At 75.5% G+C, this 23,557-nt stretch carries 25 protein-coding genes and 1 pseudogene; 11 read left to right on the forward strand and 15 right to left on the reverse strand.

Annotated elements, in window-relative coordinates; all coding sequences use genetic code 11:
- The first annotated feature begins 3 nt into the window (after positions 1-3).
- On the forward strand, positions 4-567 hold the full coding sequence (locus ACRYM6_RS20200; RefSeq protein WP_432544681.1) for a GrpB family protein: 564 nt from the start codon (positions 4-6) through the stop codon (positions 565-567).
- A gap of 72 nt (positions 568-639) precedes the next feature.
- Here ACRYM6_RS20200 and ACRYM6_RS20205 read toward each other — a convergent pair whose 3' ends face one another.
- The 3 genes from ACRYM6_RS20205 to ACRYM6_RS20215 all read right to left on the reverse strand — a co-directional run bounded on the left by ACRYM6_RS20205 (position 640) and on the right by ACRYM6_RS20215 (position 2,515).
- Positions 640-1,152 (reverse strand): hypothetical protein, encoded by a 513-nt coding sequence (locus tag ACRYM6_RS20205; RefSeq protein WP_432544682.1) that lies wholly within the window; start codon positions 1,150-1,152, stop codon positions 640-642.
- Between the two features lie 258 nt (positions 1,153-1,410).
- A complete protein-coding gene (locus tag ACRYM6_RS20210; protein WP_432544683.1) occupies positions 1,411-1,845 on the reverse strand; it encodes a hypothetical protein in 435 nt (144 codons plus the stop codon).
- A gap of 37 nt (positions 1,846-1,882) precedes the next feature.
- Positions 1,883-2,515, reverse strand: a complete 633-nt coding sequence (locus ACRYM6_RS20215) for a GntR family transcriptional regulator (protein WP_432544684.1) — start codon at positions 2,513-2,515, stop codon at positions 1,883-1,885.
- A gap of 116 nt (positions 2,516-2,631) precedes the next feature.
- Here ACRYM6_RS20215 and ACRYM6_RS20220 point away from each other — a divergent pair, with 116 nt between their 5' ends.
- Complete coding sequence (locus tag ACRYM6_RS20220; RefSeq protein WP_432544685.1) at positions 2,632-3,387, forward strand: ZIP family metal transporter; 756 nt, start codon at positions 2,632-2,634, stop codon at positions 3,385-3,387.
- 56 nt (positions 3,388-3,443) lie between these two features.
- Here the strand turns inward: ACRYM6_RS20220 and ACRYM6_RS20225 are convergent, their stop codons facing one another.
- The 3 genes from ACRYM6_RS20225 to ACRYM6_RS20235 form a co-directional block, all read right to left on the reverse strand.
- Positions 3,444-4,916 (reverse strand): sugar porter family MFS transporter, encoded by a 1,473-nt coding sequence (locus ACRYM6_RS20225; protein ID WP_432544686.1) that lies wholly within the window; start codon positions 4,914-4,916, stop codon positions 3,444-3,446.
- A gap of 53 nt (positions 4,917-4,969) precedes the next feature.
- Positions 4,970-6,526 carry an FGGY-family carbohydrate kinase gene (locus tag ACRYM6_RS20230; protein WP_432544687.1) on the reverse strand — a complete coding sequence of 519 codons (1,557 nt, stop codon included), beginning with the start codon at positions 6,524-6,526 and terminating at the stop codon, positions 4,970-4,972.
- Positions 6,527-6,618: 92 nt separating this feature from the next.
- Entirely contained in the window at positions 6,619-7,119 is a 501-nt protein-coding gene (locus ACRYM6_RS20235; RefSeq protein ID WP_432544688.1) for a ribose-5-phosphate isomerase, read from the reverse strand.
- Between the two features lie 223 nt (positions 7,120-7,342).
- Between ACRYM6_RS20235 and ACRYM6_RS20240 the strand changes: the two genes are divergently transcribed.
- On the forward strand, positions 7,343-8,152 hold the full coding sequence (locus ACRYM6_RS20240; protein WP_432544689.1) for a sugar phosphate isomerase/epimerase family protein: 810 nt from the start codon (positions 7,343-7,345) through the stop codon (positions 8,150-8,152).
- A 288-nt stretch (positions 8,153-8,440) separates the two neighbouring features.
- The gene (locus ACRYM6_RS20245) at positions 8,441-9,562 is read left to right on the forward strand and encodes an RNA-guided endonuclease InsQ/TnpB family protein (RefSeq protein WP_432544690.1); all 1,122 of its coding nucleotides are present in this window, start codon (positions 8,441-8,443) and stop codon (positions 9,560-9,562) included.
- A gap of 368 nt (positions 9,563-9,930) precedes the next feature.
- On the opposite strand, the gene ACRYM6_RS20250 is transcribed toward ACRYM6_RS20245, so the two are convergent.
- Complete coding sequence (locus ACRYM6_RS20250) at positions 9,931-10,956, reverse strand: LacI family DNA-binding transcriptional regulator (protein ID WP_432544691.1); 1,026 nt, start codon at positions 10,954-10,956, stop codon at positions 9,931-9,933.
- Between the two features lie 31 nt (positions 10,957-10,987).
- Here ACRYM6_RS20250 and ACRYM6_RS20255 point away from each other — a divergent pair, with 31 nt between their 5' ends.
- From ACRYM6_RS20255 to ACRYM6_RS20275, 5 genes are all read left to right on the forward strand, one after another.
- Positions 10,988-12,172 (forward strand): MFS transporter, encoded by a 1,185-nt coding sequence (locus ACRYM6_RS20255; RefSeq protein WP_432544692.1) that lies wholly within the window; start codon positions 10,988-10,990, stop codon positions 12,170-12,172.
- Between the two features lie 146 nt (positions 12,173-12,318).
- Positions 12,319-13,209: an alpha/beta fold hydrolase gene (locus tag ACRYM6_RS20260; protein WP_432544693.1), complete on the forward strand. Its 891-nt coding sequence runs from the start codon at positions 12,319-12,321 to the stop codon at positions 13,207-13,209.
- Between the two features lie 31 nt (positions 13,210-13,240).
- Entirely contained in the window at positions 13,241-13,492 is a 252-nt protein-coding gene (locus tag ACRYM6_RS20265; protein ID WP_432544694.1) for a hypothetical protein, read from the forward strand.
- 47 nt (positions 13,493-13,539) lie between these two features.
- Positions 13,540-14,457, forward strand: coding sequence for a Clp protease N-terminal domain-containing protein (locus ACRYM6_RS20270; RefSeq protein ID WP_432544695.1), 918 nt, complete (start codon positions 13,540-13,542; stop codon positions 14,455-14,457).
- A 39-nt stretch (positions 14,458-14,496) separates the two neighbouring features.
- On the forward strand, positions 14,497-14,721 hold the full coding sequence (locus ACRYM6_RS20275; RefSeq protein ID WP_432544696.1) for a hypothetical protein: 225 nt from the start codon (positions 14,497-14,499) through the stop codon (positions 14,719-14,721).
- Between the two features lie 11 nt (positions 14,722-14,732).
- Here the strand turns inward: ACRYM6_RS20275 and ACRYM6_RS20280 are convergent, their stop codons facing one another.
- From ACRYM6_RS20280 to ACRYM6_RS20300, 5 genes and pseudogenes are all read right to left on the reverse strand, one after another.
- Positions 14,733-15,755 (reverse strand): zinc-binding dehydrogenase, encoded by a 1,023-nt coding sequence (locus tag ACRYM6_RS20280; protein WP_432544697.1) that lies wholly within the window; start codon positions 15,753-15,755, stop codon positions 14,733-14,735.
- A gap of 20 nt (positions 15,756-15,775) precedes the next feature.
- Positions 15,776-16,561: an SDR family oxidoreductase gene (locus tag ACRYM6_RS20285; RefSeq protein WP_432544705.1), complete on the reverse strand. Its 786-nt coding sequence runs from the start codon at positions 16,559-16,561 to the stop codon at positions 15,776-15,778.
- Between the two features lie 226 nt (positions 16,562-16,787).
- Positions 16,788-17,012 carry a hypothetical protein gene (locus ACRYM6_RS20290; protein ID WP_432544698.1) on the reverse strand — a complete coding sequence of 75 codons (225 nt, stop codon included), beginning with the start codon at positions 17,010-17,012 and terminating at the stop codon, positions 16,788-16,790.
- 153 nt (positions 17,013-17,165) lie between these two features.
- Entirely contained in the window at positions 17,166-17,381 is a 216-nt protein-coding gene (locus ACRYM6_RS20295) for a hypothetical protein (RefSeq protein WP_432544699.1), read from the reverse strand.
- A 116-nt stretch (positions 17,382-17,497) separates the two neighbouring features.
- Positions 17,498-18,439 (reverse strand): annotated as a pseudogene (locus tag ACRYM6_RS20300) (RNA polymerase sigma factor); the annotation flags it as partial.
- Positions 18,440-18,912: 473 nt separating this feature from the next.
- Here ACRYM6_RS20300 and ACRYM6_RS20305 point away from each other — a divergent pair.
- Positions 18,913-19,305, forward strand: a complete 393-nt coding sequence (locus ACRYM6_RS20305; protein ID WP_432544700.1) for a MerR family transcriptional regulator — start codon at positions 18,913-18,915, stop codon at positions 19,303-19,305.
- 58 nt (positions 19,306-19,363) lie between these two features.
- On the forward strand, positions 19,364-20,356 hold the full coding sequence (locus ACRYM6_RS20310; protein ID WP_432544706.1) for an aldo/keto reductase: 993 nt from the start codon (positions 19,364-19,366) through the stop codon (positions 20,354-20,356).
- A 33-nt stretch (positions 20,357-20,389) separates the two neighbouring features.
- Here the strand turns inward: ACRYM6_RS20310 and ACRYM6_RS20315 are convergent, their stop codons facing one another.
- The 3 genes from ACRYM6_RS20315 to ACRYM6_RS20325 form a co-directional block, all read right to left on the reverse strand.
- Positions 20,390-21,517 carry a TolB family protein gene (locus tag ACRYM6_RS20315; protein WP_432544701.1) on the reverse strand — a complete coding sequence of 376 codons (1,128 nt, stop codon included), beginning with the start codon at positions 21,515-21,517 and terminating at the stop codon, positions 20,390-20,392.
- Between the two features lie 103 nt (positions 21,518-21,620).
- Positions 21,621-22,406, reverse strand: a complete 786-nt coding sequence (locus ACRYM6_RS20320) for a phosphotransferase (RefSeq protein ID WP_432544702.1) — start codon at positions 22,404-22,406, stop codon at positions 21,621-21,623.
- Positions 22,403-23,413: a lactonase family protein gene (locus ACRYM6_RS20325; protein WP_432544703.1), complete on the reverse strand. Its 1,011-nt coding sequence runs from the start codon at positions 23,411-23,413 to the stop codon at positions 22,403-22,405. Before ACRYM6_RS20325 ends, ACRYM6_RS20320 begins: the two co-directional genes overlap by 4 nt.
- Between the last annotated feature and the right edge of the window lie 144 nt (positions 23,414-23,557).

The raw sequence follows: 23,557 nt of genomic DNA on the forward strand, positions 1-23,557 counted from the left end.
CCGGTGACCCAGCACGGACAGCCCCGCCGGCCGGACGTCACGACGGTCGAGATCGTCGGCGGCCCCGAACCCCTCCACGTCGGCCTGCACGAGCACGACGAGCGGTGGGCGCAGGTCTTCCGGGAGCACCGGCGCCGGATCCTGGAGGCGCTGGCCGGCCTCGACGTCGACGTCGAGCACATCGGTTCCACCTCGGTGCCGGGCCTGGCCGCCAAACCGGTCGTCGACGTCGTCGTCGTGGTCCCCGACCTGACCGCCGAGGAGGACCACGTCGACGCGCTGCTGGCCGCCGGGTACGAGCTGCGGGTCCGCGAACCCGGGCACCGGCTCGTGCGCACCCCGGCCCGCGACGTCCACGTCCACCTGTACGGGCGCGGGGACCCTGCCGTGGACGACTACCTCCTGCTGCGCGACCACCTGCGCACCGACGCCGCCGACCGCGCGCTGTACGAGGACGTCAAGCGGTCCCTCATCAGCCGCCGGTGGGAGGACTCGAACGACTACGCCGACGCCAAGGGCGAGGTCATCGCGCAGATCAAGTCGAGGGCCCGGGCAGCCCGCGGCTGACCCGGGCCGCGCCGGACGCACGGGAACCGGGCACCCCGTCGGGGTGCCCGGTTCCCGGGACGGCGAGACGCGTCAGCGCGCGGAGCGCGTGCGCTCCTGGTCGCGGACGTCGACGTGGCCGAGCTCGTGGTCGTCACCCTCGACCTCCTTGGCCAGCAGGCCCGACCCGATGGCCCACAGGGCCGCGCCGAGGATGCCGACGTAGACGCCGAGCGCCGCGCCGAGGTCGTCCCCGCGCTCCAGGCCACCCATCGGGTTTAGCGCGAAGGCGATGCACTGGATGGTGGCGGCGAGCGCCACGGCCATCGAGACGAGGGTGAGGCCGCGGTGCTGGCCGCGACGGGCGCGCTTGGCGGCGTAGGCCATGGAGATCAGCAGGCCCAGCCCCAGGTAGGCGATGAAGGGGACGAGGGAGTCGGTCTCGTAGCCCGTGCGCGAGGTCGTCTCGTCCACGTCGACCCAGTTCAGGAGCGGGGAGACGTTGAAGACGACGATGCCGACGGCGGCGAGGCCGAGGCCCCCCTTGCCCGCCGTGCGGACGCGGGTGTCGCGGGGGGTGGTGTTGTTCGGTTCTGCAGTGGCCATGGGTTCCTCACAGGGGGTGGGACGGCGGCGCGCGGGGCGCGGAACCGTCGACGAGACCGGGGCGGGGGCGTCTGCCCCACCGGGGGTGGGCCGCGGCTGGACGTGTCGTCCACGCGCAGCGGCCGCTGGGAGGCCCGTCGGGTTGCAGGCCGTGCCGGGGAGTCGCGGGCGTGACGCCGCGTTCTCCATCGAGTTCAGAGAAGCACAGGCATGGCGGGGGCGCGACCTCAAACCGGTGCCCGCCGCGCGCCAGGGGGGTCAGGCGCGCGCCGGCCACCCGTGCGGAGCGTGCGGTCCGAGGTGGTCCAGGACGGCCGCGAACTGGGTCGCGTCCAGGAACGAGGGGTTGCTCCCGGCGGCCATCCGCACCACCTCCGCGGTGGCGAACCGGGGGTCGGCCACCAGGTCGCGCCGCGGCACCACCTGCGGCAGCGCGACGAGCTCGACGAGCACGCCGGGGTCGGGGCCGTCCTCGGCCGCGGAGGCCACCGTCCCGACGGCGCCCACGCCCGGCGCCACCCGCCCGCTGATCCACAGCACGCACGGCTGGCCGGGGCGCAGGAGGTCCAGCCGGTAGCTGCGGCGCAGGCAGCGGCGCAGGGTGACCGGCCCGGCGGGGTGGTGGGGCAGTTCGGCGGGCCGGCCGGCGGACTTCAGCAGCCAGCACGCCACGTCGGGACCGGACAACCTCACCGCACCAGGGTGCCCCACCGCCTCGTGGCCCACCGCTTCAGGCCCGGCGCGGGTACGCCGACAGCACCTCGCGCTCGGCCTCGTCGAGGTGCGTGCGCAGTTCCCGCGCCGCGGCCGGTCCGCCCCGCTCGGCGAGCGTCGTCAGGACCGATCGGTTGCGGGGCAGGTGGGCGCCGTGGAACCGCGCGGGCGCGGCGACGACGTGGAGCGCCAGCCGCACCTCGTGCCAGACGCCCTGCATGAGGTCGTCGACGCGGGCGCTGCCCAGGGCGGTCAGCGCCCGGTGGAACTCCACGTCCGCCTCCGCGACCCCGGCCCAGTCCCCCGCCGCGGCCCGTTCCCCGCCGCGCTCGACGGCGCGGTGCGCGGCGTCGAGCCCGGCGCGTCCCGGCGTCCACCCGTGCACCGCCGCGCACTCCACGAGCCGCCGCGCCTCGAACAGCTCCCGCACGTCCTGCTCGTCGGGGACGCGGACGAAGACCCCGCGGTTCAGCTCGTGCACGACGAGCCGTTCGTCGGCGAGCATCCGGAACGCCTCGCGCAGGGTGTTGCGGGACACGTCGAGGCGGGCGCACAGGTCGGGTTCGGACAACCGCGAACCCACCCGGTAGGTGCCGTCGAGGACGCCCCGGCGGACCTCCTCCGCCGCGCGGCCCGCCCGGCTCACCACCCGCGGGACGCTACCAGCCGGCCGCGCCCGTGCCCCGGCCCACGACCCCCGGTTGCGCCGCCCGCGCCGGGGTACGAGCGTCCCGGAACACGAACACGACGAGGACGGGGGACGACGTGCCGGAGTGGCTGCACGCGGGGGGCTGGGGACTGCTGGGCGGGGCGGCGCTCGTCGTGGGCGCCGCGATCGCCTGGTTCGCGCCCGTGCCGGCGAAGGTCGTCGCCGCGGTCATGGCGTTCGGCTCGGGCGTCCTCATCTCCGCCCTGGCCTTCGACCTGACCCAGGAGGCCGCCGACACCGGCGGCCTGGTCCCCACCGTCGGCGCGTTCCTCGGCGGCGCCGGGCTCTACCTGGCCGCGAACGTCCTGCTGGCCCGCCGCGGCGCCCGGCACCGCAAGCGGTCCGGGGGGCAGCAGCCGTCGGAGGCCGAGCAGGGCGGCAGCGGCGCGGCGATCGCCGTCGGTGCCCTCCTGGACGGGATCCCCGAATCGGTCGTCCTCGGCGTCGGGCTCCTCGGCGGCGGGGGCGTCAGCGTCGCCGTCGTCGCCGCGGTCGTCATCTCCAACGTCCCCGAGGGGCTGTCCAGCGTGGCGGGCATGAAACGGGCCGGGCGCAGCGCGCGGTACGTGTTCGGCGTCTGGAGCGGCATCGCCGTCCTCAGCGGCGTCGCCGCCGCGCTGGGCTACCTCGCCCTGGGCTCCGCCCCGCCGGAGGTGGTCGCGGCCATCACCGCCCTGGCCGCCGGGGCCATCCTCACGATGGTCGCCGACACGATGATCCCCGAGGCGTTCGAGCGGACGCAGCTGTACACCGGTCTGGTCACCGCGCTGGGTTTCCTCACGGCCTTCACCGTCAGCCGCCTGGGCGGCTGAGCGGGCGGCGGGGGCCGCACCGGGTCACGCGGTGCGGACCCGTCCGGGCGCGCGGCTCAGCGGTCCGCGCGGTGCCCCGCGAAGTCCGCGGGCCGGAAGCGGCCCTCCCGCAGCCGGCCCTCGATCTGCTCCAGGCTGTGCCCGGTGAGCTCGGGCATCTTGCGGAACAGGAAGACGAACGCGACGACGTTGAACGCGGCGTACAGCCAGAACGTCTGCCCCGTCCCGATGGTCTCCATGATGCTCAGCAGCGTCAGGGTGATGAGCAGGTTCGTGCCCCACAGCGACGCCGACTGCGCCGCCGCCCCGGCCGACCGGGTCGCCAGCGGGTAGATCTCCGAGCCGGTGAGCCAGCCCATGAGCTGGATGCCGCCGGCGGTGAAGGCCATGAACGCGACGAGGGTCGCGACGATCCAGGGGATCTGCTCCTTGCCGGCGTTGCCGGTGACGAAGAACGTGCCCAGCACGATCAGGGCCAGCGCCGCCCCCGGCAGGGTGATGAGGGTCAGCCGGCGGCGCCCGACCCGGTCGATGATGCTGAGGCCGATGAGCTGGGTGACGAGGTACGTGGCGCCCAGCGCCACCGAGACCCGCAGCGCGGCGGTGTCGGAGAACCCGTTGTCGGTGAGGATCGTCGGGGAGTAGTACACGATCATCTCGATGCCCGACAGCTGGGTGAAGACGGCCAGGCCGCACCCGACGACCAGCGCCGGGCGCACCCAGGGTTCGCGCAGCCCGCGCCACCCCTTGGTCTTCGCCTGCCGTTCAGCGTCGACGAGCTCAACCATCTCGTCCAGCTCGGCCGTGACGTCGGCGCGCGCGGGCCGGACGCGGGCGAGGGCTTCGCGGGCGCGGTCGGCGTGGTCGGCCTTGAGCAGCCAGCGGGGGCTCTCCGGCAGCCGCAGCATGAGCACGGTCATGATCAGCGCGGGGACCGCCGCGGCGCCGATCGCCACCCGCCAGTCCACCGCCTCGCTGGCCCCGACGATCGTGGCGGTGAGGATCCCGGCCCCGATGGCGATCTGGAAGCACAGGACGAGCCGCCCGCGGTACTTCGTGGGGGCCAGTTCCGCGACGTACACGGGGGCGGTCTGGGTGGCGCCGCCGACGGCGAAACCCAGGACGAGGCGGGCCAGGGAGAGGGTGACCGGGTCGGGGGCGAACGCGGCCCCGAGGGTGCCGACGACGAAGACGACGCCCACGACGAGGAGGGTCCCGCGCCGTCCGCGCCGTTCGCTGAGCCGGCTGCACGTCAGCGCCCCGACGACCGCCCCGGCGAGGATGGAGGCGGCGATGACCTGCTCCCAGCCGTTGCCGATGTCGAAGTCGTCGCTGATCTGGAGCAGCGCCCCGGAGATGATGCCGGTGTCGTAGCCGTACAGCAGGCCCGAGATGGCCGAGACGAGGGCGACGACGACCACGGCGCCGGTCAGGCCACCGCTGTCGTTCTCGGTCCGCGCACGTTCCGATGCTCGGCTCACGGTTTCCTCCGACGTCGTCGTGGTGCCCGACCCTGGTTCGACCGGCACCCGAGCCAAGCACCTCGCGGACCGTCGCGCGCGGCGGAGGGCGCCGTCCCGCCTCAGGTGCGGGTGCGGCGCTCCAGGGCGGACAGCTGGTGCTGGAGCCCGGCGGTCGCCTCGTGCAGCGCCCGGTAGGCCGGGTACAGGTCGGCGTAGACCTGCGCGGCGGCCGGGTCCGGCTCGGTGACCGACCCGACGCGGTTCCAGGTGGCGTCGACGTCGACGGCGCCGAGGGCGACGGCGGCGAACTTCGCGTCGCCCAGGGAGGCGCCGATGCGCTCGGCGGGCAGTTCCTGCCGCAGGCCCGTGACGTCGGAGACGATCTGCGGCCACAGCGCCGAGCCGGTGCCGCCGCCGACGGCGACGACGCGCTGGACGTCGACGCCCGCGGCGCGGATCTCGTCGAGGTTGTGCCGCACCCCGAACGCGGTGGCCTCCAGCAGCGCGCGGTCGACCTCGCCGCGGGTGGTGCGCAGCGTCAGCCCGAGCAGCGCGCCCCGCGCGTCGGGGTCGGCGAACGGGGTCCGCTCGCCCGCGAAGTACGGCAGGGCCACGAGGCCGTTCGCGCCCGGCGGCGCGGCCGCGGCCTCGGCGACGAGGTCGGAGACGTCGGGCGAGCCGGTGGTCTCGCGCCACCACTCCACGGCGCTGCCGGAACTGGCCATGCCCGCGGCGAGGGTGCTCTGCCCGGGGCGGACCCCCGCGGTGCCCCACAGCGAGGGGTGGAACCGGGGGCCGTCGGTGACGGCGATGAAGAACGTCGTGGACCCGTACATGACCATGAGGTCGCCGGGGCGCCCGACGTCGACGCTCTCCGCCTCGGCCCACGCGTCGCAGGTGCCCGCCGCGACGGGGGTGCCGGCGGGGATGCCGGTGGCGGCCGCCGCCTCCGGGGTCACGGTGCCGACCCGTTCGGAGGGCCACACGAGCCGCGGCACGGGCAGGCCCGGGGCGATCTCCTGGCAGCGGTCCTCGATCCAGGCGGCGGCGTGCCGGTCGTACAGCGGGGTCGACTGGCTCGCGGAGTGCTGGTCGAGCACGTACTCACCGGTCAGCCGGAACACCAGGTAGGAGTTCGACATGAAGAAGTAGCGGGCCCGGGCGAAGACGTCGGGCTCGTGCCGGCGCAGCCACTCGAGCTTGCCGCCGGCGGCCTGCGAGGACATCCGCGAACCGCAGCGGCGCAGCAGGTCCTCGGTGCCGTAGCGCTCCTCCAGCTCGGCGGCCTCGGCGACGGAGCGGGTGTCGACGCCGTAGAGGATCGCGGGCCGCAGGGGGCGGCCGTGCTCGTCGGCCAGCAGCGCGGTGGGCCCGATGCCGCTGGTCCCGACGGCGACGACGCGGCCGTGGACGACGTCGTCGGGGTCGGCGGCCCGGTCGGTGAGCTCGCGGGAGATCGCGCAGAAGTCGGCCCACCAGACGGCGTCGGCGTCGTGCTCGACGTAGCCGGGGCGCGGGTGGTCGGTGCGGTGCCGGCGCGAGGCGCGGGCCAGCACGCGGCCGTCGAGGGTCGTCAGGACGCCCTTGCTGCTGCCGGTGCCGATGTCGACGCCGAGCAGCAGTTCCCGCACCGCACCCACCACGCCCGCCTCCTCGCGCCCGTCCCCGCGCCGCATCCTGTCACCCCTCCTCGGGGGTGCCGGACGCGGCGCCGGGATCGGCGGGGCCGCTCAGGTCGGCGGGGGGTCGCAGGGGGTCGGGCAGGGGGTCAGCAGGAGGACGCGGAGGTCTCCCCGTCGGTGGCGGCGTTCTCGTAGCCGGTGATCGCGTCGACCTTGGCCGCCGAGGCGCTGGTCTCGTCGAACACGTACCCCAGGAACTCCTTGGCCAGCCGCCGCGCCAGCTCCTTGCCGATGACCCGCTCACCCAGGGTCAGGACCTGACCGTTGTTCGACAGCACCAGCCGCTCCACCGAGAAGCCGTCGTGGGCCACCGAGGCGCGGATGCCCGGCACCTTGTTCGCCGCGATCGCCACCCCGATACCGGTGCCGCACACGAAGATCCCGCGGTCGGCCTCCCCCGCGGCGATCTTGCGGGCCCCGGCCACCGCCACGTGCGGGTAGGCGGTCTTGTCGGTGTCGGAGTTCACCCCGACGTCGATGACCTCCTTCACCCGGGGGTCCTTCAGCAGGTCGGCCTTGATCGCGTCCTTGTAGGACACCCCGGCCTCGTCGGCCGCCAGCACCACGCGCCACTGCAGATCAGTCATGTCCTCATCCTCTCCCGGGGGGCTCGTGGGAGCCGCGGAGGCGTCCGCGGGTCGACCCGGGCACCCGCCCGGGCACCGCCCGCCGGTCGTCGGGTGCAACGCCTCCGGCGCCGGCTTGTTCCCCCGGGCCCGCGGTCGGCACCGGGGAGGCACCTCGGACGCTAGTCTCGAACCGGTTGACCAATCCAGTACCCCGGTCGTCCGGGGTCGTGAAGGAGGCATCGTGGCCATCGGAGTGTCCACCTACGCGTACCAGCACCGCGGGGACCCGTCCGCGCCGGAACCGGTCCCGCTGCTCGCGATGCTCCACGAGATCGCCGACCTCGGCGGGCAGGTGTTCCAGGTCTGCGACCACCCGGACCTGGAGGCGCTGACCCCGGAGGGGGCTGCGGAACTGCGGGCCGCGGCGGCCGAGCGGGGACTGGTCCTGGAGACCGGCACCCGGGGCACCCGGCCCGGGCACCTGCGCAAGCACCTGGCGCTGGCGCGGTCGCTGGGCGCGGTGACCGTCCGGTCGATGGCGTTCGCCGTGGTCGACGGGGTCGACGACCGCCCCACCCACCCCGAGGTCGTCGAGCGGCTGCGCACGGTGGTGCCGGAGTACGAGGCCGCCGGGGTGACGCTCGGCCTGGAGACGTACGAGCAGCTCACGACCGCCGAGCTGCTCGCGATCGTGGAGGCCGTGGACTCCCCGCACCTCGGGATCGTGCTGGACCCGGCGAACTGCCTGGCGAACCTCGAGCACCCCCGCGACGTCGTGCGCCGGCTGGCCCACCGGGTCGTGAACATCCACGTCAAGGACTTCGCGTTCACCCGCCGGGAGGGCTGGGCGGGGTTCACCCTCGCCTCGTGCCCGCTGGGCGAGGGGCAGCTCGACTACCGCGACCTGCTGGACGTGGTGCGCCCCGACCCCGCCCGGGTGCACCAGGTCCTGGAGCACTGGCTGGTGCCGCAGGGCGACCCCGCGGCCACCCGCGCGACCGAGGCCGACTGGACCGCCCGGTCGCTGCGCACCCTCGCGAGCTACCAGTAGGCCTCGGCGGTGCGGCAGTCGTCGCGAAACCCCCGTGCGCACGACCCGCACGAGGGAGTACGTTCCGGCGGACACTACGCGACCCGACGACGGCACCACCCTCCGCGAAGCCGTGCCGCGACCCACTTCCTTCGTCGCCGCGGTGCTCTCCGTCGAGCACGGGCAGAAGATCCTGCCCCCCGAAACGGGGCTTGACGAAGTTACCCGGTGCACATCGTCTGTACCGGCTCGGGGCCGACGAGCACGGGTCGCCGCTTCGTGTCGGAAGTCTCTCCTAGGCTGTGCGTCGTGAAGATCGTCGTTCCGGTTCGGGTGTTCCCCACCGCTCCTCAGCAGGAGTCGCTCGCAGCCACGCTGCGCGCGTGCAACGACGCCGCCAACACCGTCAGCCGACTCGCGTGGGACCGGCGAGTATTCCGTCAGTACGACCTCCACCACGCCACCTACACGCAACTGAAGGCCGCCGGGCTGGGAGCGCAGGCCGCGGTCCGGGTCATCGCCAAGGTTGCTGACGCCTACAAGCTCGACACCAGGACGAAACGTTTCTTCAAACCGTCTGCAGCTCAGGCGTTCGACGACCGGTGCCTGTCCTGGCAACTGCCTCCCGCCCCACAGGGTGGACGGGAGGAAGCGGTCGAGGGAACGGTATCGATCTGGACGGTCACCGGCCGACTGAAAGGCCTGCGGTTCAAGTGTTCCCCACAGCAGATGGCTGCGCTGCGGGTCCACCGGAAGGGCGAGTCTGACCTGGTGCACCGCGGGGGCATGTGGTTCCTGCACGCGACCTGCGACGTCCCCGACGTCACTCCGTTCACCCCGCGCGGGTGGGTCGGGGTGGACCTGGGTATCGCGAACATCGCCACCACCTCCGACGGTTTCCAGTTCTCCGGCAGGACCCTCAACAGGGTCCGCCACCGGCACCGGAAGCTGCGGACGAAGCTGCAGCGCAAGGGCACGAAGAGCGCGAAGCGGCTGCTGAAGCGCCGCTCGAAGAAGGAGAGGCTGTTCGCCAGGGACGTCAACCACTGCATCGCCAAACGCATCGTGACCGAGGCTGAACGCACCGGGCGCGGCATCGCCGTCGAAGACCTGACGGGGATCCGGGCGCGGGTACGGCTCCGCAAGCCCCAACGGGTCACGCTGCACTCCTGGTCCTTCCACCAGCTCGAGCGGTTCCTGGCCTACAAGGCCGGACGGGCCGGAGTTCCAGTGGTGGCGGTGGACCCGGCCTACACCTCCCAGACGTGCAGCCACTGCGCGCACCGCGAGAAGGCCAACCGGAAGAACCAAGCAGAGTTCGTCTGCCGGTCGTGCGGCGTCGTTGCGCACGCAGACCACAACGCAGCCCGCAACATCGCCGCGCGCGGTGAAGCGGACTGGGCCGCCGTCAACCGGCCGAACGCAGCCTGAACCACCACAGCCAGTGGTGACCGGAGCAGCAAGCCCCGCTCTCGAGGCGGGGCGGTTGACCAACTACCTGGACCAGACGTCGATCGCCCTCTCCGGGTTCAGGAGTGTGGACGACGCCTCCGCCCTCGCGACGACCTGATGCGCTCGCATCACCGAGGTACTCCGCGTCGACCACATCGCGTTGGGGACCGTAGCAACTCCCCGCAGATTTCCTGCACCGTTCCGTACACACCGTCGGCGTCCCCGCCGAAGCCGCCAAGACCGCGCTGTTCGAATGCGTGCAGCTCGCACTGGCCCACATCCTGCGCGCATCCAGCTCGCTCTCCGATGCACGCTTGAAAGAAGTGGACGACGGCCGGGAGGCATGGTCAGGAACGGCTGGGAGAGATCCCCTGCGACGGTCCCCCGGCGACCTCCCAGACGACCTCGGGAATCGGCGCCGACGGGTCCAGCGCGGCCCGCGCGCACGCCCGCCCCTGCGCCCGCAACGGGTTGGTGACCGAGACGATCCCGGCGGCCAGCGCCGGGGCCGAGGCGTCCCACCCGGTGATCCGGGCCGGGCGCCCGCCGAGCTCGGCGTGGACGCCGAGGGCCAGCTCGTCGCTCATCGCCAGGACGACCGCTCCCGCACCGAGACCCAGCGCGCGGGCGGCCCAGGCGCCCTGCGCGCGCTCGTTGCGCTCCACGACGGCGACCGGGACCGTCGCCCAGTCCCGGCCCGCGGCGGTGACCGCGTCGCGGTACCCGGCCAGCCGCTCCCGGGTCACCGGGAACGGGACCCGCCCGGGCAGCCCGGCCGCCGGGCCCACCACCGCCGCGCGCGAGCGGTCCAGCGGGAAGCTCACCACGACCGGGGTGCCGCCCCCGGCGAGCGCGGCCGCCGCCACCGCCGCCGCCGCGGCCCGGTCGTCGGGACCGACGCGGGCGATCCCCGGGCGCGCGGGGCCGCCCTGGACGGCGGCGGGCCGGCCACTGGCGCCGACGGCGGCCAGGACGGGGTCGTCGTCCGTGGTCGTCCACAGCACGTAGGCGTCGACGGCCGCGTCGCGGACGCGGTCGACGTCACCGCTGTCCCCGACGGTGGGGATGAGCACCATCCCCAGGCCGTCCTCGACGCAGACGTCGGCGACCCCGGCGAGGAACTGCGCCGCCTGCGGGTCGTCGAACGCGTAGGACAGGTGCTCGCCCAGGACGACGCCGAGCTGCCCGGACCGTCCCGAGCGCAGGGCGCGGGCGGTGCGGTCGGGGCGGTACCCGAGCCGGTCGGCGACCTCCAGGACGCGCCGCCGGGTGTCCTCGGCGACGCGACCGGGACGGTTGAAGGCGTAGGAGACCGTCATGGCGCTGACGCCCGCCTGCGCGGCCACGTCCTTCACCGTCACTCGTCCCGGCACGGTCGCAGCCTATGTGTGTAACGTTACGCACATGACGTCGAGAACGTCCGCCACCCGTCCCGCGCGCGCCGCCTTCGCCACCTTCGCCGCCTTCGGGGTCTTCTGGGGGACCTGGGGCGCCGCGCTGCCCGCCGTCCGCGACCAGGCCGGCCTGAGCCCCACCCAGCTCGGCACCACCCTCGTCCTCGTCGGCGCCGGCGCCGCGCCCGCCATGGCCCTCACCGGCCGGCTCGTCGACCGCGCCGGCCCGCGCGTGGCCGCCCCGCTCGTCACCGCCCTCGGCCTGGCCGGGCTGCTCGTCGCCACCGGCGCCCGCGGACCGGGCACCGCGGCCCTCACCACCCTGCTGGTCGGCGCCACCTCCGGCGCCGCCGACGTCGCCGCCAACAGCCTCGCCGGTCAGGCCGAGCACCGCACCGGCCGCCCCGTGCTGACCCGCGCGCACGGCGTGTTCTCCCTCGCCGTCGTCGCCTCCAGCCTCGGCGCCGGGGCCCTGCTGAGCGCCGGCGCCGGGCTCACCGGCACCTTCGCCGCGAGCGCCGCCGCCGTGGCCGCCCTGGCCGTCGTCGTCCGGCGCGGCGCCGGGGCGCGCCCGGTCCCCACCCCGGCCGGCCCGGCCGCGCGCCGCGGGCCGCTGCCGCCGCTGCTGGCGCTGGGGGTCGTCGGCGCCCTCGCCTTCGCCACCGAGAACGGCCACCAGAGCTGGGGCGCGGTCCTGGTCACCGACCGGTTCGGGGCGGCGCCGGGGCTCGCCGCGACCGCGCCCGCGACGTTCGCGGCCGGCGCGGCGCTGGCGCGCCTGACGCTGGCGCCGCTGTCCCGCAGCCACCCCACGGCCCTGCTGCTCGGTGGTGGGCTCACCGCCGCCGCGGGCAGCGTCACCCTCGCCCTGGCCCCCACCGTGCCGGTCGCCCTGGCCGGTCTGGTGGTCGCCGCCCTCGGCACCGCCCCCCTGTTCCCGACCCTGCTCAGCCGCGGCCTGCGCGCCGTCCCGGCCGACCAGCACGGCCGCGCCACCTCCGCGGTCTCCACCACCGCCTACCTCGGTTTCCTGCTCGGGCCCGCCTACGTGGGGTTCCTCGCCGGGGCCGCGGACCTGCGCACCGCGGTGCTGGGGGTCGCGGCGCTCGCGGTGGTGTTCACCCTCGCCGCGGCGCCGGTGAGCCGCTGGGCCGGTCGCGGCGTCCCCACGCCCCGCGCGGTGGGCGAGCGGTGACCGCTCCCGGTGACGACGTCCACCGCGTCCGGGTACCCCGCCCGCGCCGCCCCGTGGAGCCGGTCCGGGGCGGGCCGGCCGTCCCCCGGCCGCGGCGGGGGACCGCCCTAGGCTGGCGCCCCACCCCCGACGACGAGGACGTGACCATGGACAGCCTGACGTTCCCCTCCGACGCCGACGGCCTGGAGGTCCACGCCTACCACTGGCCCGCGCCCTCGCCGCGGGCCACCGTGCAGGTCGTGCACGGCCTCAGCGAGCACGCCCCGCGCTACGACCGGCTGGCCCGGGAACTGGTGGCCGCCGGCTACGACGTCTGGGCCCACGACCACCGCGGTCACGGGGCCTCGGTCGACGACCGGACGCCGCTGGGGAGCTTCGGCGCCGGCGGCTGGGAGGGTCTGCTGTCCGACGTCACGCGGTTCTCCGCCCACGTCGAGGCGCAGCAGCCCGGCCTGCCGCACTTCGTCGTCGCGCACTCGATGGGTTCCTTCGCGCTGCAGGTCGTCCTGCTGGACCACTCCGCGCGCTACGCCGGGGTGGTGCTCAGCGGGTCCACCGCGATCGACGTGTTCGCCGCGGGCCTGCCGGCCCCGCAGGAGGGGCGCAGCGGGGACCTGTCGGCGTTCAACGCCGCGTTCGAGCACCGCACCGGGTACGAGTGGCTCAGCCGCGACGAGGCGGAGGTGGACGCCTACGTCGCCGACCCGCTGTGCGGGCAGGACAGCGCCCCGGACGTGATGCCGGCCCTGTTCTCCTCCCCCCGGGTCGCCGACCCCGCGGAACTGGCCGGCATCGACCCGGACCTGGCGCTGCTCGTCGTCAGCGGCGGCGACGACCCGCTCGCCGGCGGGGGTGAGCTCCTGCACCTGCTCGGGCAGCGGTACCGGGACGCGGGGGTCCGCGACGTCGAGGTCGAGGTGTACCCCGGGGCGCGGCACGAGGTGTTCAACGAGACCAACCGCGACGAGGTCACCCGGCGGGTGATCGGCTGGCTGGACGCGCACGCGGGACGGGCGACCGCGCGCAACTCGGGTTGACGCCACCGGACGCGCAACCTAGGTTGACGACGTGGACGCGTCCCGGCTGGCCGGCACCGCCGCCGACACCAGCGACACCTCCCGCGGCCTGCGGGCCGTGGCGGCGCTGCGGCGGCTGCTGGAGACCCTGGAACTGCGCCAGGTCGAGCAGGCCCTGCGGCAGGGGACGTCGTGGTCGGAGATCGCCGCCGACCTCGGCGTCACCCGCCAGGCCGTGCACAAGAAGTACGCCCGGCGGCTGCGCGACGCCGTCGCCGCCGACGAACGGGGGGAACGGTCGTGACGGTGTTCCGACGAGGCAGGGGACGGGACGGGAACCGCGGGCGCTCGATGTGGCGCCAGTCCCGCTACGTCACCTCCGCCGCCCTGGAGGAGGCCGCGCAGCTGGGCCACCCCGAACTCGACCAGGAACACCTGCTGCTGGGGTTGCTCGTCACCGGCGGCCCCAGCGCCGCCCTGCTCACCGCCGCCGGGGTCGACCTGCCCGGGCTGCGCCGCGCCGTGACCGAGGTGCAGCAGCGCGACCTGGCCCACCTGGCCCACCTGGGCCTGCAGGTACCCCCCACGGCCGCCCCGGACGGGCCCGAGCCGTCGTTCCGCGCCGCGCAGGCGATCCCGTTCAACGACCGCGCGATGGCCGTGATGAAGCGGATCCCCTACGAGGGCGACGACCGGGAACTGCTGCTCGCGCTGGTGGACGACGAGGGTCGCCGCGTCGAACGGGTGCTCACCCACCTCGGCGTCGACGTGGACGCGCTGCGCGCGGCGACCGGAACGGGTGCGACCGCACCCGGGACCGGCGCGGGGCGGGTGCGCGGGGCGGGTTCCGTCGTCCGCCACGCCCAGGACGTCCCGGTGGACGCCGCGCGGGTCTGGGACCTGGTCTCCGACGTGCGCCGCCGCCCGGAGTGGGACGCCGCCTGCGTCGGCGTCGCCACCAGCCCCGACGGGGTGGAACGGCTCACCTACCGCGGGCGGCGCCGGGAGGTGGTCGCCGAGCAGGTCGTCAGCCACCTCGTCCCCGGCGAGGAGATCGCCTGGCGCCGCTACCGCGTCGGGAACCGGGAGACCGCGGTCACGTCCCGCGTGCGGGTGGAACCGGTGGGCGCCACCTGCCGGGTGCACCTGGAGACGGGTTCGGACCGCCGGACCCTGCTGGGCCGCGTGCTGCGGCCGCTGGTCGTGCGGCTGGCGGGGAGCCAGTTGCGCTGGCACGCCCAGGCCATCGCCCGCGCCGCGGCCCGCTGAACCCCTGCGAAACCCGAACCCGAGACCTGGAGGACTCCCGTGCCCACCCTGCGCAGCATCGTCACCGGAGCCGGTGGGGCGGTCCTGCTGCTGGCCGCCGTCGCCGCCCTCGCCGTCGGCCGGGAAGCACTGAACTCCCTCGTCCCGGCGTGGGACGGGCTGGTCCTGACCGCCGCCACCTGGGGCGCGGTGGCCGCCGGCAGCTGGTTGCTCGTGCACGCCTGGAACACCCGCCGCCCCGCCGGGGACGACCCCGCCGACTGACCGGCGAGGTCTCACCAGCGCAGCAGCACCTTCCCCGAGGCGGTCGCGTCGGCGGCCACGGCGAACGCCTCCACCGCGTCGACCACGGCGAACTCGTGGGTGACGACCCCGTCGACGCGCAGCGACCCGTCGGCCAGGGCGCCCAGCACCTCGCCCATCTCGTCGACGAACCGGAAACTGCCGCGGATGTCGAGTTCGGCGGTGATCGCGCGCGCCATCGGCACCGCCACGTCCCCCGGCGGCAGCAGGCCGACCAGGACGAGGGTGGCCGCCGGTCCCAGCCCCGCGACCGCGGAGGCGAAACCCCGGGGGGACCCGGAGGACTCGAAACCGACGTCGGCGCGGACGGCGGCGATCGCCTCGCCGTCGGTGGCGACGATCCCGCGGTCCGCGCCCAGGGCGAGCGCCCGCTCGACCGCGGAGGCGTGCAGGTCGGTGACGACGACCTCCCCGGCCCCGGCGCGGCGCAGCACCGCCACGACCAGCAACCCGATGGGCCCGCAGCCGACCACCAGGACCCGGCGGCCGGTGACGTCCCCGGCGCGGGCGACGGCGTGCCAGGCCACCGCGGCGGGTTCGGCGACGGCGGCGGTGCGCAGCGGCAGCCCCTCGGGCACGACCCGCAGCTTCTCCGCGGCGACCGCGAACCGGCCGGTGAACGCGCCGTCGGTGTGCGGGACGCGCGCGGCGCTGCCCAGGTACGTCCCGGCCGGGGACAGGTTCGGCCGCCCGGGCGGGTGCGGGGCGTGCGGGTCGAGGGTGCCGGCGGGGTGCACGGCGACGGGCGTCCCGGCGGCCGGGCCCGACCCGTCGGCGGCGGCGCGCTCGACGACGCCCACGACCTCGTGCCCCAGCACCATCGGGGCGCGCAGGACCGACTCCCCCGCCGCGCCGTGCGAGACGTAGTGCAGGTCGCTGCCGCACACCCCGCCGTAGGCGATCGCGACGAGCGCCTCGTGGGCGGCGGGTTCGGGCGCGGGGCGGTCCTCGACGCGCAGGTCCCCCACGCCGTGCACGACGACGGAGGGGTTCACGGCGGGGTCCACGGCGGGGTTCACAGGACCGCCAGCATGCCGCCGTCGACGTGCAGGGTCTGCCCGTTGACGAAGTCCGAGGCGTCGGAGGCGAAGAACAGCAGCGCGCCGTGCAGGTCCTCGGTCCGCCCCCAGCGGCCCGCGGGGGTGCGCCCCTCGACCCACCGGCTGAACTGCTCGTCGGCGACGAGGGCCGCGGTGAGCTCGGTGGCGAAGTACCCCGGGCCGATGGCGTTGACCTGGACGCCGGACCCGGCGAGGTCGGCGCACATGCCCTTGGTGAGCATCTTCAGCCCGCCCTTGGTGGCCGAGTAGGGCGCGATGCCGGGGCGCACGACCTCGCTCTGCACGGACAGGATGTTGATGATCTTCCCGCGGCCGCGGTCGCGCATGCGCCGGCCCACCGAGCGCGCCACGTAGAACGCGCTGGTGAGGTTCACGTCGAGCATCCGCTGCCAGTCGGCGTCGGAGAACTCGGTGAACGGGGCGCGCTGCTGCATGCCGGTGTTGTTGACGAGGACGTCCAGCGCGAAGCCGTCCGCCTCGAGCCGCCCGACGGCGGACTCCACGGCCGCGGAGTCGGTGACGTCGAAGGCGCACCCGAGGGCCCGGCCGCCGGAACCGCCGTCCGCGGCGAGCCCGGTCAGCTCCCCGGCGACGGTGTCGGCGACGGCCTGGTCGCGGCCGTTGACGACGACGGTCGCCCCGGCGCGCACCAGGCCCTCGGCCAGGGACCGGCCGATGCCGCGGGTGGAGCCGGTGACCAGCGCGACCCGGCCGGTGACGTCGAACAGCGCGCTCACCAGCCCCTCCCCCGCGGGCCGGTCGTCGGGTCCTCGGTCTCCGGGCGTCGTGGGGTCCGCACGGGTCGATGGTGGTGCGTCCGGCGCGGCGGCGCTCGGCGAGACCCGGCGCAGCGCGCCAGGACCGGCGATCAGCTCGACGGCCGCGGGCTGCGCGCCGGGGGACGGACCGCCTCCCGGTGGCGTCGCACCGCTGGGGACCGGCCCGCGGGACGGCGCTGCACCGGCCTCACGAACTCCGCAGGTGCGCGACCGCGCTACGGCTCACCAGGGACCAGTCCCCACCCGGGCCGAACTGCACGACCGCGTCGCTGACGCTGTCGACGACCATGCCCCGCTGCTGCGCCTGCGCCCTCAGGTCGACCTCCAGCGCGGCTGCGGTGTCCAGGTTCGTCGCACCTCCGGCACCGCTGCGGATGACGCGGGTGACGGTGAAGGTCGTCTGCTGGCCCATCGGCGGACTCCTGAGTCGTGGTCGGGATCACCGGGAGGTCGAGTTCTCGTCGCTGCGCGCTCCAGCGCACCGTTCCAGCGCACCGTTCCAGCACGGGACGCCTCGCCCGCCGCCGCGCCCTGACGGGGCGGGCGCAGCCGTGGCGTCACCGGCTCACGACCCCGCACCTCGCCGCGGGGAGCGGCGCAGGTCGTCCACCCTGCGCCGTTCGTCGTCCTGCCGGGTTTCCTCGACGTCCCACTCGTCGGTCGTCGACCTGTCGCTGAGAGCGGTGAGGCACTCGCGGCACACCGCCCGCCCGTCCCACACCGTCACCGCCTCGACCTCCGGGCCTCCCCGCAGGAAGTGCTCGGCGCAGAGCAGGCTCATCTGCGCGCCCCCCGGTCGTCCGCCGGGTCCCGGGGGCGGTCCGGTGGGGACGCGGACGGCCTCCGACGTGGCACGGGGGTGATCGCGGTCACGGTTCCTCCTCCGTCAGCGGCGGGTCAGTCGAGGTAGTCGCGCAGGATGCTGGAGCGCGAGGGGTGGCGCAGCTTCGACATCGTCTTGGACTCGATCTGGCGGATCCGCTCGCGGGTCACGCCGTAGACCTTGCCGATCTCGTCGAGCGTCTTGGGCCGGCCGTCGGCCAGGCCGAAGCGCATCGAGACCACCCCGGCCTCGCGCTCGGACAGCGTGCCCAGGACCGAGTGCAGCTGCTCCCGCAGCAGGGTGGAGGTGACCGCGTCCAGGGCGTTGACCGCTTGCGCGTCCTCGATGAGGTCACCGAACTGGGAGGCACCGTCCTCGCCCAGCGGGGCCTGCAGCGAGATCGGCTCGCGGCCGTGCTTCCGCACCTCGGCGACCTTCTCCAGGGTCATGTCGAGCTCCTCGGCGAGCTCCTCCGGAGTGGGCTCGCGGCCCAGGTCCTGCAGCATCTGCCGCTGGACGCGGCCCAGCTTGTTGATGACCTCGACCACGTGCACCGGGATGCGGATGGTGCGGGCCTGGTCGGCCATCGCACGGGTGATGGCCTGGCGGATCCACCACGTCGCGTACGTCGAGAACTTGAAACCCTTGGTGTAGTCGAACTTCTCGACCGCGCGGATCAGGCCGAGGTTGCCCTCCTGGATGAGGTCCAGGAACAGCATCCCGCGGCCGGTGTACCGCTTGGCCAGCGAGACGACCAGACGCAGGTTGGCCTCGACCAGGTGGCTGCCGGCCGCCCGGCCGTCCTGCACGATCCACCACAGCTCGCGCCTGAGCACCGGGTCGACGTCGTCGCCGGCGTGCAGCTTCTCCTCGGCGAACAGCCCGACCTCGATGCGCTGAGCGAGTTCGACCTCCGAGGCGGCGGTCAGCAGGGGCACCCGGCCGATCAACCGCAGGTAGTCCCTGACCGGGTCCCCCGTGGCACCGGCGGTGGTGAGCTGCGCGGCGGGTTCCTCGCTCTCCTCGCCGGCACCGCCGCCGTCGACGGTCCCACCGTCCCCGTCCGGGACGCTGCGCGAACGGGCCACCCGGCTCGCGGGCACCACCCGGGCCGGGGGCCGGGCGCCGCCGGTCTGCACCGCGGCCCCCACGAGCCGCAGGTCGTCCCTCGTGCCGGGTACCGCGGCCACGCCGGTCGTGGGGAACGTCCCCGGGATCTTCTCGAGGGTGGGTGTGGAGGACATGTGCGGCCCTTCGTCGCGGGTGTGGTGCCGGACCGTGCTGGAACCTCTCACCGCGACGTGCTCGACAGCCGTGGGACGTGGGTGCTGCGTGAGCCCCGACACCGCACGAACACGGCGTCCCCGATACCGCTATCAGACCACAGAACCAGCCGAGATCAGCACGATCGCCCTCCGCACCGTCGACGAGCCGGACCGGCGGCGTCCACCGGCTCCCCCGCGGTCGCTCCCGGGGGCAGACTGGCGCGGTGGACGGACGAGGAGCAGGAGGGGCGCTGGGCATCGCCGACGCGGCGGCCCGGCTGGGGATCACCGCGCACACCCTGCGCTACTACGAGGCGGCCGGGTTGCTGGTGGCCCCGCCGGAGCGGGACCAGGCCGGCCGCCGCTGGTACACCGACGACCACCTGCGCTGGATCGAGATGGTGCGGCGGTTGCGGGCCACCGGGATGCCGGTGCGGGGGGTGCGCGCCTACGCGGAGCTGTGCCGGGCGGGGGCGGGCAACGAGGAGGCGCGGCTGACGCTGCTGCACGCCCACCGCGACCAGGTGCGCGCCCAGCTCGCCGAGGTCGCCGCCCACCTGGAGGCCGTCGAGGGGAAGATCGCGCTGTACGAGGGGACGCGGGCCGTCCCCGCTTGACTTCGAGCGCGCTCGAAGACGCAGGCTCAGGGGCATGACCGCATCCCCGTCGGCAGCCCTGCCGACCCGCGTCCTGGGCAGCGCCGGCCACGGCACCGCCCTCACCGTCTCCGCCCTCGGCCTCGGCTGCATGGGCATGAGCGAGTTCTACGGCGCCGGCGACGAGCAGGAGTCGACCGCCACGATCGGCGCCTTCCTCGACGCCGGCGGCACGTTCCTCGACACCGCCGACATGTACGGCCCCTTCACCAACGAGGAACTCCTCGGCCGCGCGATCTCCGGCCGCCGCGACGACGTGGTGCTCGCCACGAAGTTCGGCAACGAGCGCCGCCCCGACGGGACCCGCCGCGTCAACGGGACCCCCGAGTACGTGCGCGCGGCGTGCGACGCCAGCCTGCGGCGCCTCGGCGTCGACCACGTCGACCTCTACTACCAGCACCGCGTCGACCCCACCGTCCCCGTGGAGGAGACGTGGGGCGCGATGGCCGGGCTCGTCGCGGCCGGGAAGGTCCGCCACCTCGGCATCAGCGAGGCCGCCCCGGACACGATCCGCCGCGCGCACGCCACCCACCCGGTGACGGCCGTGCAGACGGAGTGGTCGCTGTGGACGCGCGACGTCGAGGAGAACGGCGTCCTGGCGACGGTGCGGGAACTCGGGATCGGGTTCGTGCCGTACTCCCCGCTGGGACGCGGTTTCCTGTCCGGCGCGATCCGCAGCGTCGACGACCTCGCCGAGGACGACTTCCGCCGCGCCAACCCCCGGTTCCAGGGGGAGAACTTCCAGCGCAACCTCGAACTCGTCGACGAGGTGCGTTCCCTGGCCGCCGACCGCGGCGTCACCGCCGGGCAGGTGGCGCTGGCGTGGCTGCTCGCGCAGGGCGGCGACGTCGTGCCGATCCCCGGCACCAAGCGCCGCGGCTACCTCGCGGAGAACCTGGCCGCCGTGGACGTGGAACTGACGCCCGCCGACCTCGCCCGCCTCGACGCGGTCCTGCCGGTGGGGGTGACGGCCGGGGACCGCTACCCGGACATGTCGTCCGTGCACCGCTGAGCGGCGGCGGGCCGCAGCACCACCGCCGCAGCGCTACTGCCGCAGCCCCCGCTCCCGGCGCTCCACGACCGGGGCGTTCGAGACCCGCGCCGTCACCGCCGCCTCGAACGTCCCGGCCCGCCCGGTGCTGCTGAGCAGCGTCGCCGCGGAACCGTCCAGCGGCTGACGCCACACCTGGGTGTCCTGGAAGGCGCCGTCGGCCGACGGCAGCGACCGGCCCGCGACGACCACCGAGACGCCGTCGCCGGAGGCCAGCACCTGCTCGACGAACTCCGGGGGGTCGGCCAGGTCCCGCACCACCGCACCCGCGCGGTCCACCACGACCAGCCGGCGCTCGGTCGGCGTCGTCCGGACCACGGCGACCGACTCGCCGCCGGGCAGGGCGGCGGCGAAACCCTCCCCCGCACCCGGCGTCACGACCTGCCGGGCCGCGCGCGAGGCCACGTCCACCAGCACCAGGTCCCCGCCCTCGGGCGTCGGCCGGGTCAGCACGACCGTCGAGGAGTCGGAGGAGAAGCTCAGCCCGGCGGTGTCCTGCGCCCCCGCCACCACCTGCTGGCGGCCGGTCGCGACGTCCGCGACGACGAGCTGCGCCGGCGACGCGGCGCACACGTCGGCGCCGCGCTCGCGCCACGCCACCGTCGCGCCGTCCGGGGAGAACGTCAGGTCGCCGGCCGTGGGGGCGACCGTCCCCGCGGTCCGCCGCGTCCCGTCCGGCGCCTCCAGCACCAGGTCCGGCCGCACGAGCCGGTCGTCGGTCGTGCAGTCCGCCGGCGCCCAGTCCGGGCGGTGGAACCACGCGAGCGTGCCGTCCGGCCCCCACGCCAGGGACCGGGAGTCCCCGTCGGGGTCGAGGTCGCGGCGCTGCGACCCGTCGGCGGCCGCGACGTGGGCGCGGCCCAGGTCGTCACCGCCGTAGGAGATCCAGGCGATCCGGCCCCCGTCGGGCGACCAGCTCGCGTCGTACGGCGCGCCGTCGGCGATGCGCCACTGCCGCCCGGTCGCGGTGTCCACCGCGTCGAGCCCCTCCACCCGGTCCGCGGAGACCCCCGGGTAGGCCAGCAGCGGACCGGTCGCCGTGGCGGCCGAGGCCGCCGGGGCGGTGGTCACCAGACCCGCGGTCAGGACGGCGACGCCCAGCGTCCCCACGATCGTGCGCACGGAATCCCCCCGGTTCGGCAGACCCCCATCCCACCAGGTCCGCGGCCGGGTCGCGGGGATTTCGCCCGGTCCGGCGATCCCCCACCGCGACCGGCGGGGGGAGTCAGACCCCCAGGGCGGCCTCGAACACCGCGCGGTGCCGCCGCACGTACCCGGCGTCGGCGAGGTAGAGGCGGTCGTGGCCGTCGGCGACGTGGGCGGCGAACGCGGCGCTGCCCTCCGCGGCCCGGGCGTGCATGAACCGCACCAGCCCGTCCAGGTGGTCGAGCACCGCGTCCAGCAACCCGGCCCGGTCGCCCGGCCCGGCCCCGTACGCGGCGCAGAACCGCGCCAGCCGCTCGGCCTGCTCCCCCGTCCCGGGCCGCACCCCCGGGTTCGCCGGGTCCGACAGCGGGACCCACCGGTAGGCCGCACCGCCGAGGTCGGTCAGCCGCGGGCCCGGCCGCGCGGTGTCGAAGTCGATGAGGCCCACGACGCGCTCGCCGTCCAGGACGCAGTTGTGCGGGGCGACGTCGCCGTGGCAGACGACCTCCACGGGTTCGGCCACCGGGAACATCCAGCCCTCGCGCGGCAGGCCGGCCGCGAACGGCGCCGTCGCGTCGTGGTACCGGCGCAGCAGCTGCGCCGCGCCGGCCAGCGCCGGCGCCGAGGCCGCCGCGTCGGTCACCGGGTAGTTCGACACCTGCCCGGGCAGGAACTCCAGGACCTCCCGGTCCCCGTCGAGCCCCAGGAACCGCGGCACCCCCGCGAAACCCCCCAGCCGGCGCAGCAGGTCGTGGACGCGGGGGCTGTGCGGGCCCGTGGGGCGCCGCACCGTCGCGCCCACCCGCACGACCTCGTTGACCCCGCCACCGGTGAGGACCTCCTCGTCGCCCACCCCCTCGTTCACAGCGGCAGCACGCAGGTCGGGGACCCGACCTCCACCTCGGACCGGTCGGCCACCGCGAGGTCGTCGTCGAGGGCGAGGTGGACGACCCGGTCGGAGTCCTGCGCCGCGACGTACAGGTGACGGCCCACGACGGCCACGTGCCGCGGGTTCGCGGCCCCGAGCGGCACGTCGCGCACCGGGCGGGCCACCCCGCCCGCGACCTCGTGCAGCGTGAGGACGTCGGCGCCGCGGTTGGCGACGACCAGCCCCCACGGCGCGACGGCGATCTCCGACGGGTACGTGCGCGAGGGCCCGGGGGCGCCGGCCAGGGCCGGGGCCACCACGGGGTCGCCCAGCCGCCCGTCGCGCACGGTCAGGGACGTGACGGTCGCGTCGAGCTCCCCCGCCACGAACAACCGCCCGTCGCGGTGCGCGGTGTGCCGGGGCCCGCTGCCGGGCGCCAGCCGCAGCACCTGCGCGGGCTCGGCCTCGACGCCACCGCCGCGCAGCTCGTGCACGCGGACCTCGTCGGTGCCCAGGTCGCACACCGCGACGGAACTCCCCAGCCGCCGCACCGAGTGCGGGTGCGAGGCCTCCTGGCGTTCGGGGTCCGGCCCGGAGCCGTTGCCGCGCAACGTGGCGCGCAGACCGGACACCACCCCGTCGCGCAGCTCGACGACCCCCGCGCCACCGCCGTAGTTCGCCACGAGCAGCAGGTCCCCCACCACCTCCAGGTGGCACGGGGACGACCCGCCGCTGGGCGCCTCGCCCAGCAGTTCCCAGCGCTCGCCGTCGACGCGGAACGTGGAGACCAGCCCCTCGTCGAGCTCGTGCGCGGCGTGCACGAGACCGCCGGCCCCGGCGGCCAGGAACGACGGCGAGGGGCGGTCGGCGACCACCACGGGCCGGCCCGGCCGGCCCGTGCGCAGGTCGCGCGGCAGGAGCGTCACCCCGGCACCGCGCCCACCGGTGGCGGGGGTGTAGGAACCGACGGCGAGCAGGGACGGACCGGTCGCGGCAGGGGTCACGACGGTCATCGTGCCGCACCCGCCCCGGCCGCGCCGCCGAGTTCCCCCCCCCCCCCCCCCCCCCGCGGGGGGGCCCGGCCCCCCGGCGGGGCCGGGGCGGGGCGGCTCGGGCTAGAAAACCAGCTCAACCCCTCCGGGGACGAG

The organism is Kineococcus rugosus (assembly GCF_050871975.1).
GTDB lineage: Bacteria > Actinomycetota > Actinomycetes > Actinomycetales > Kineococcaceae > Kineococcus.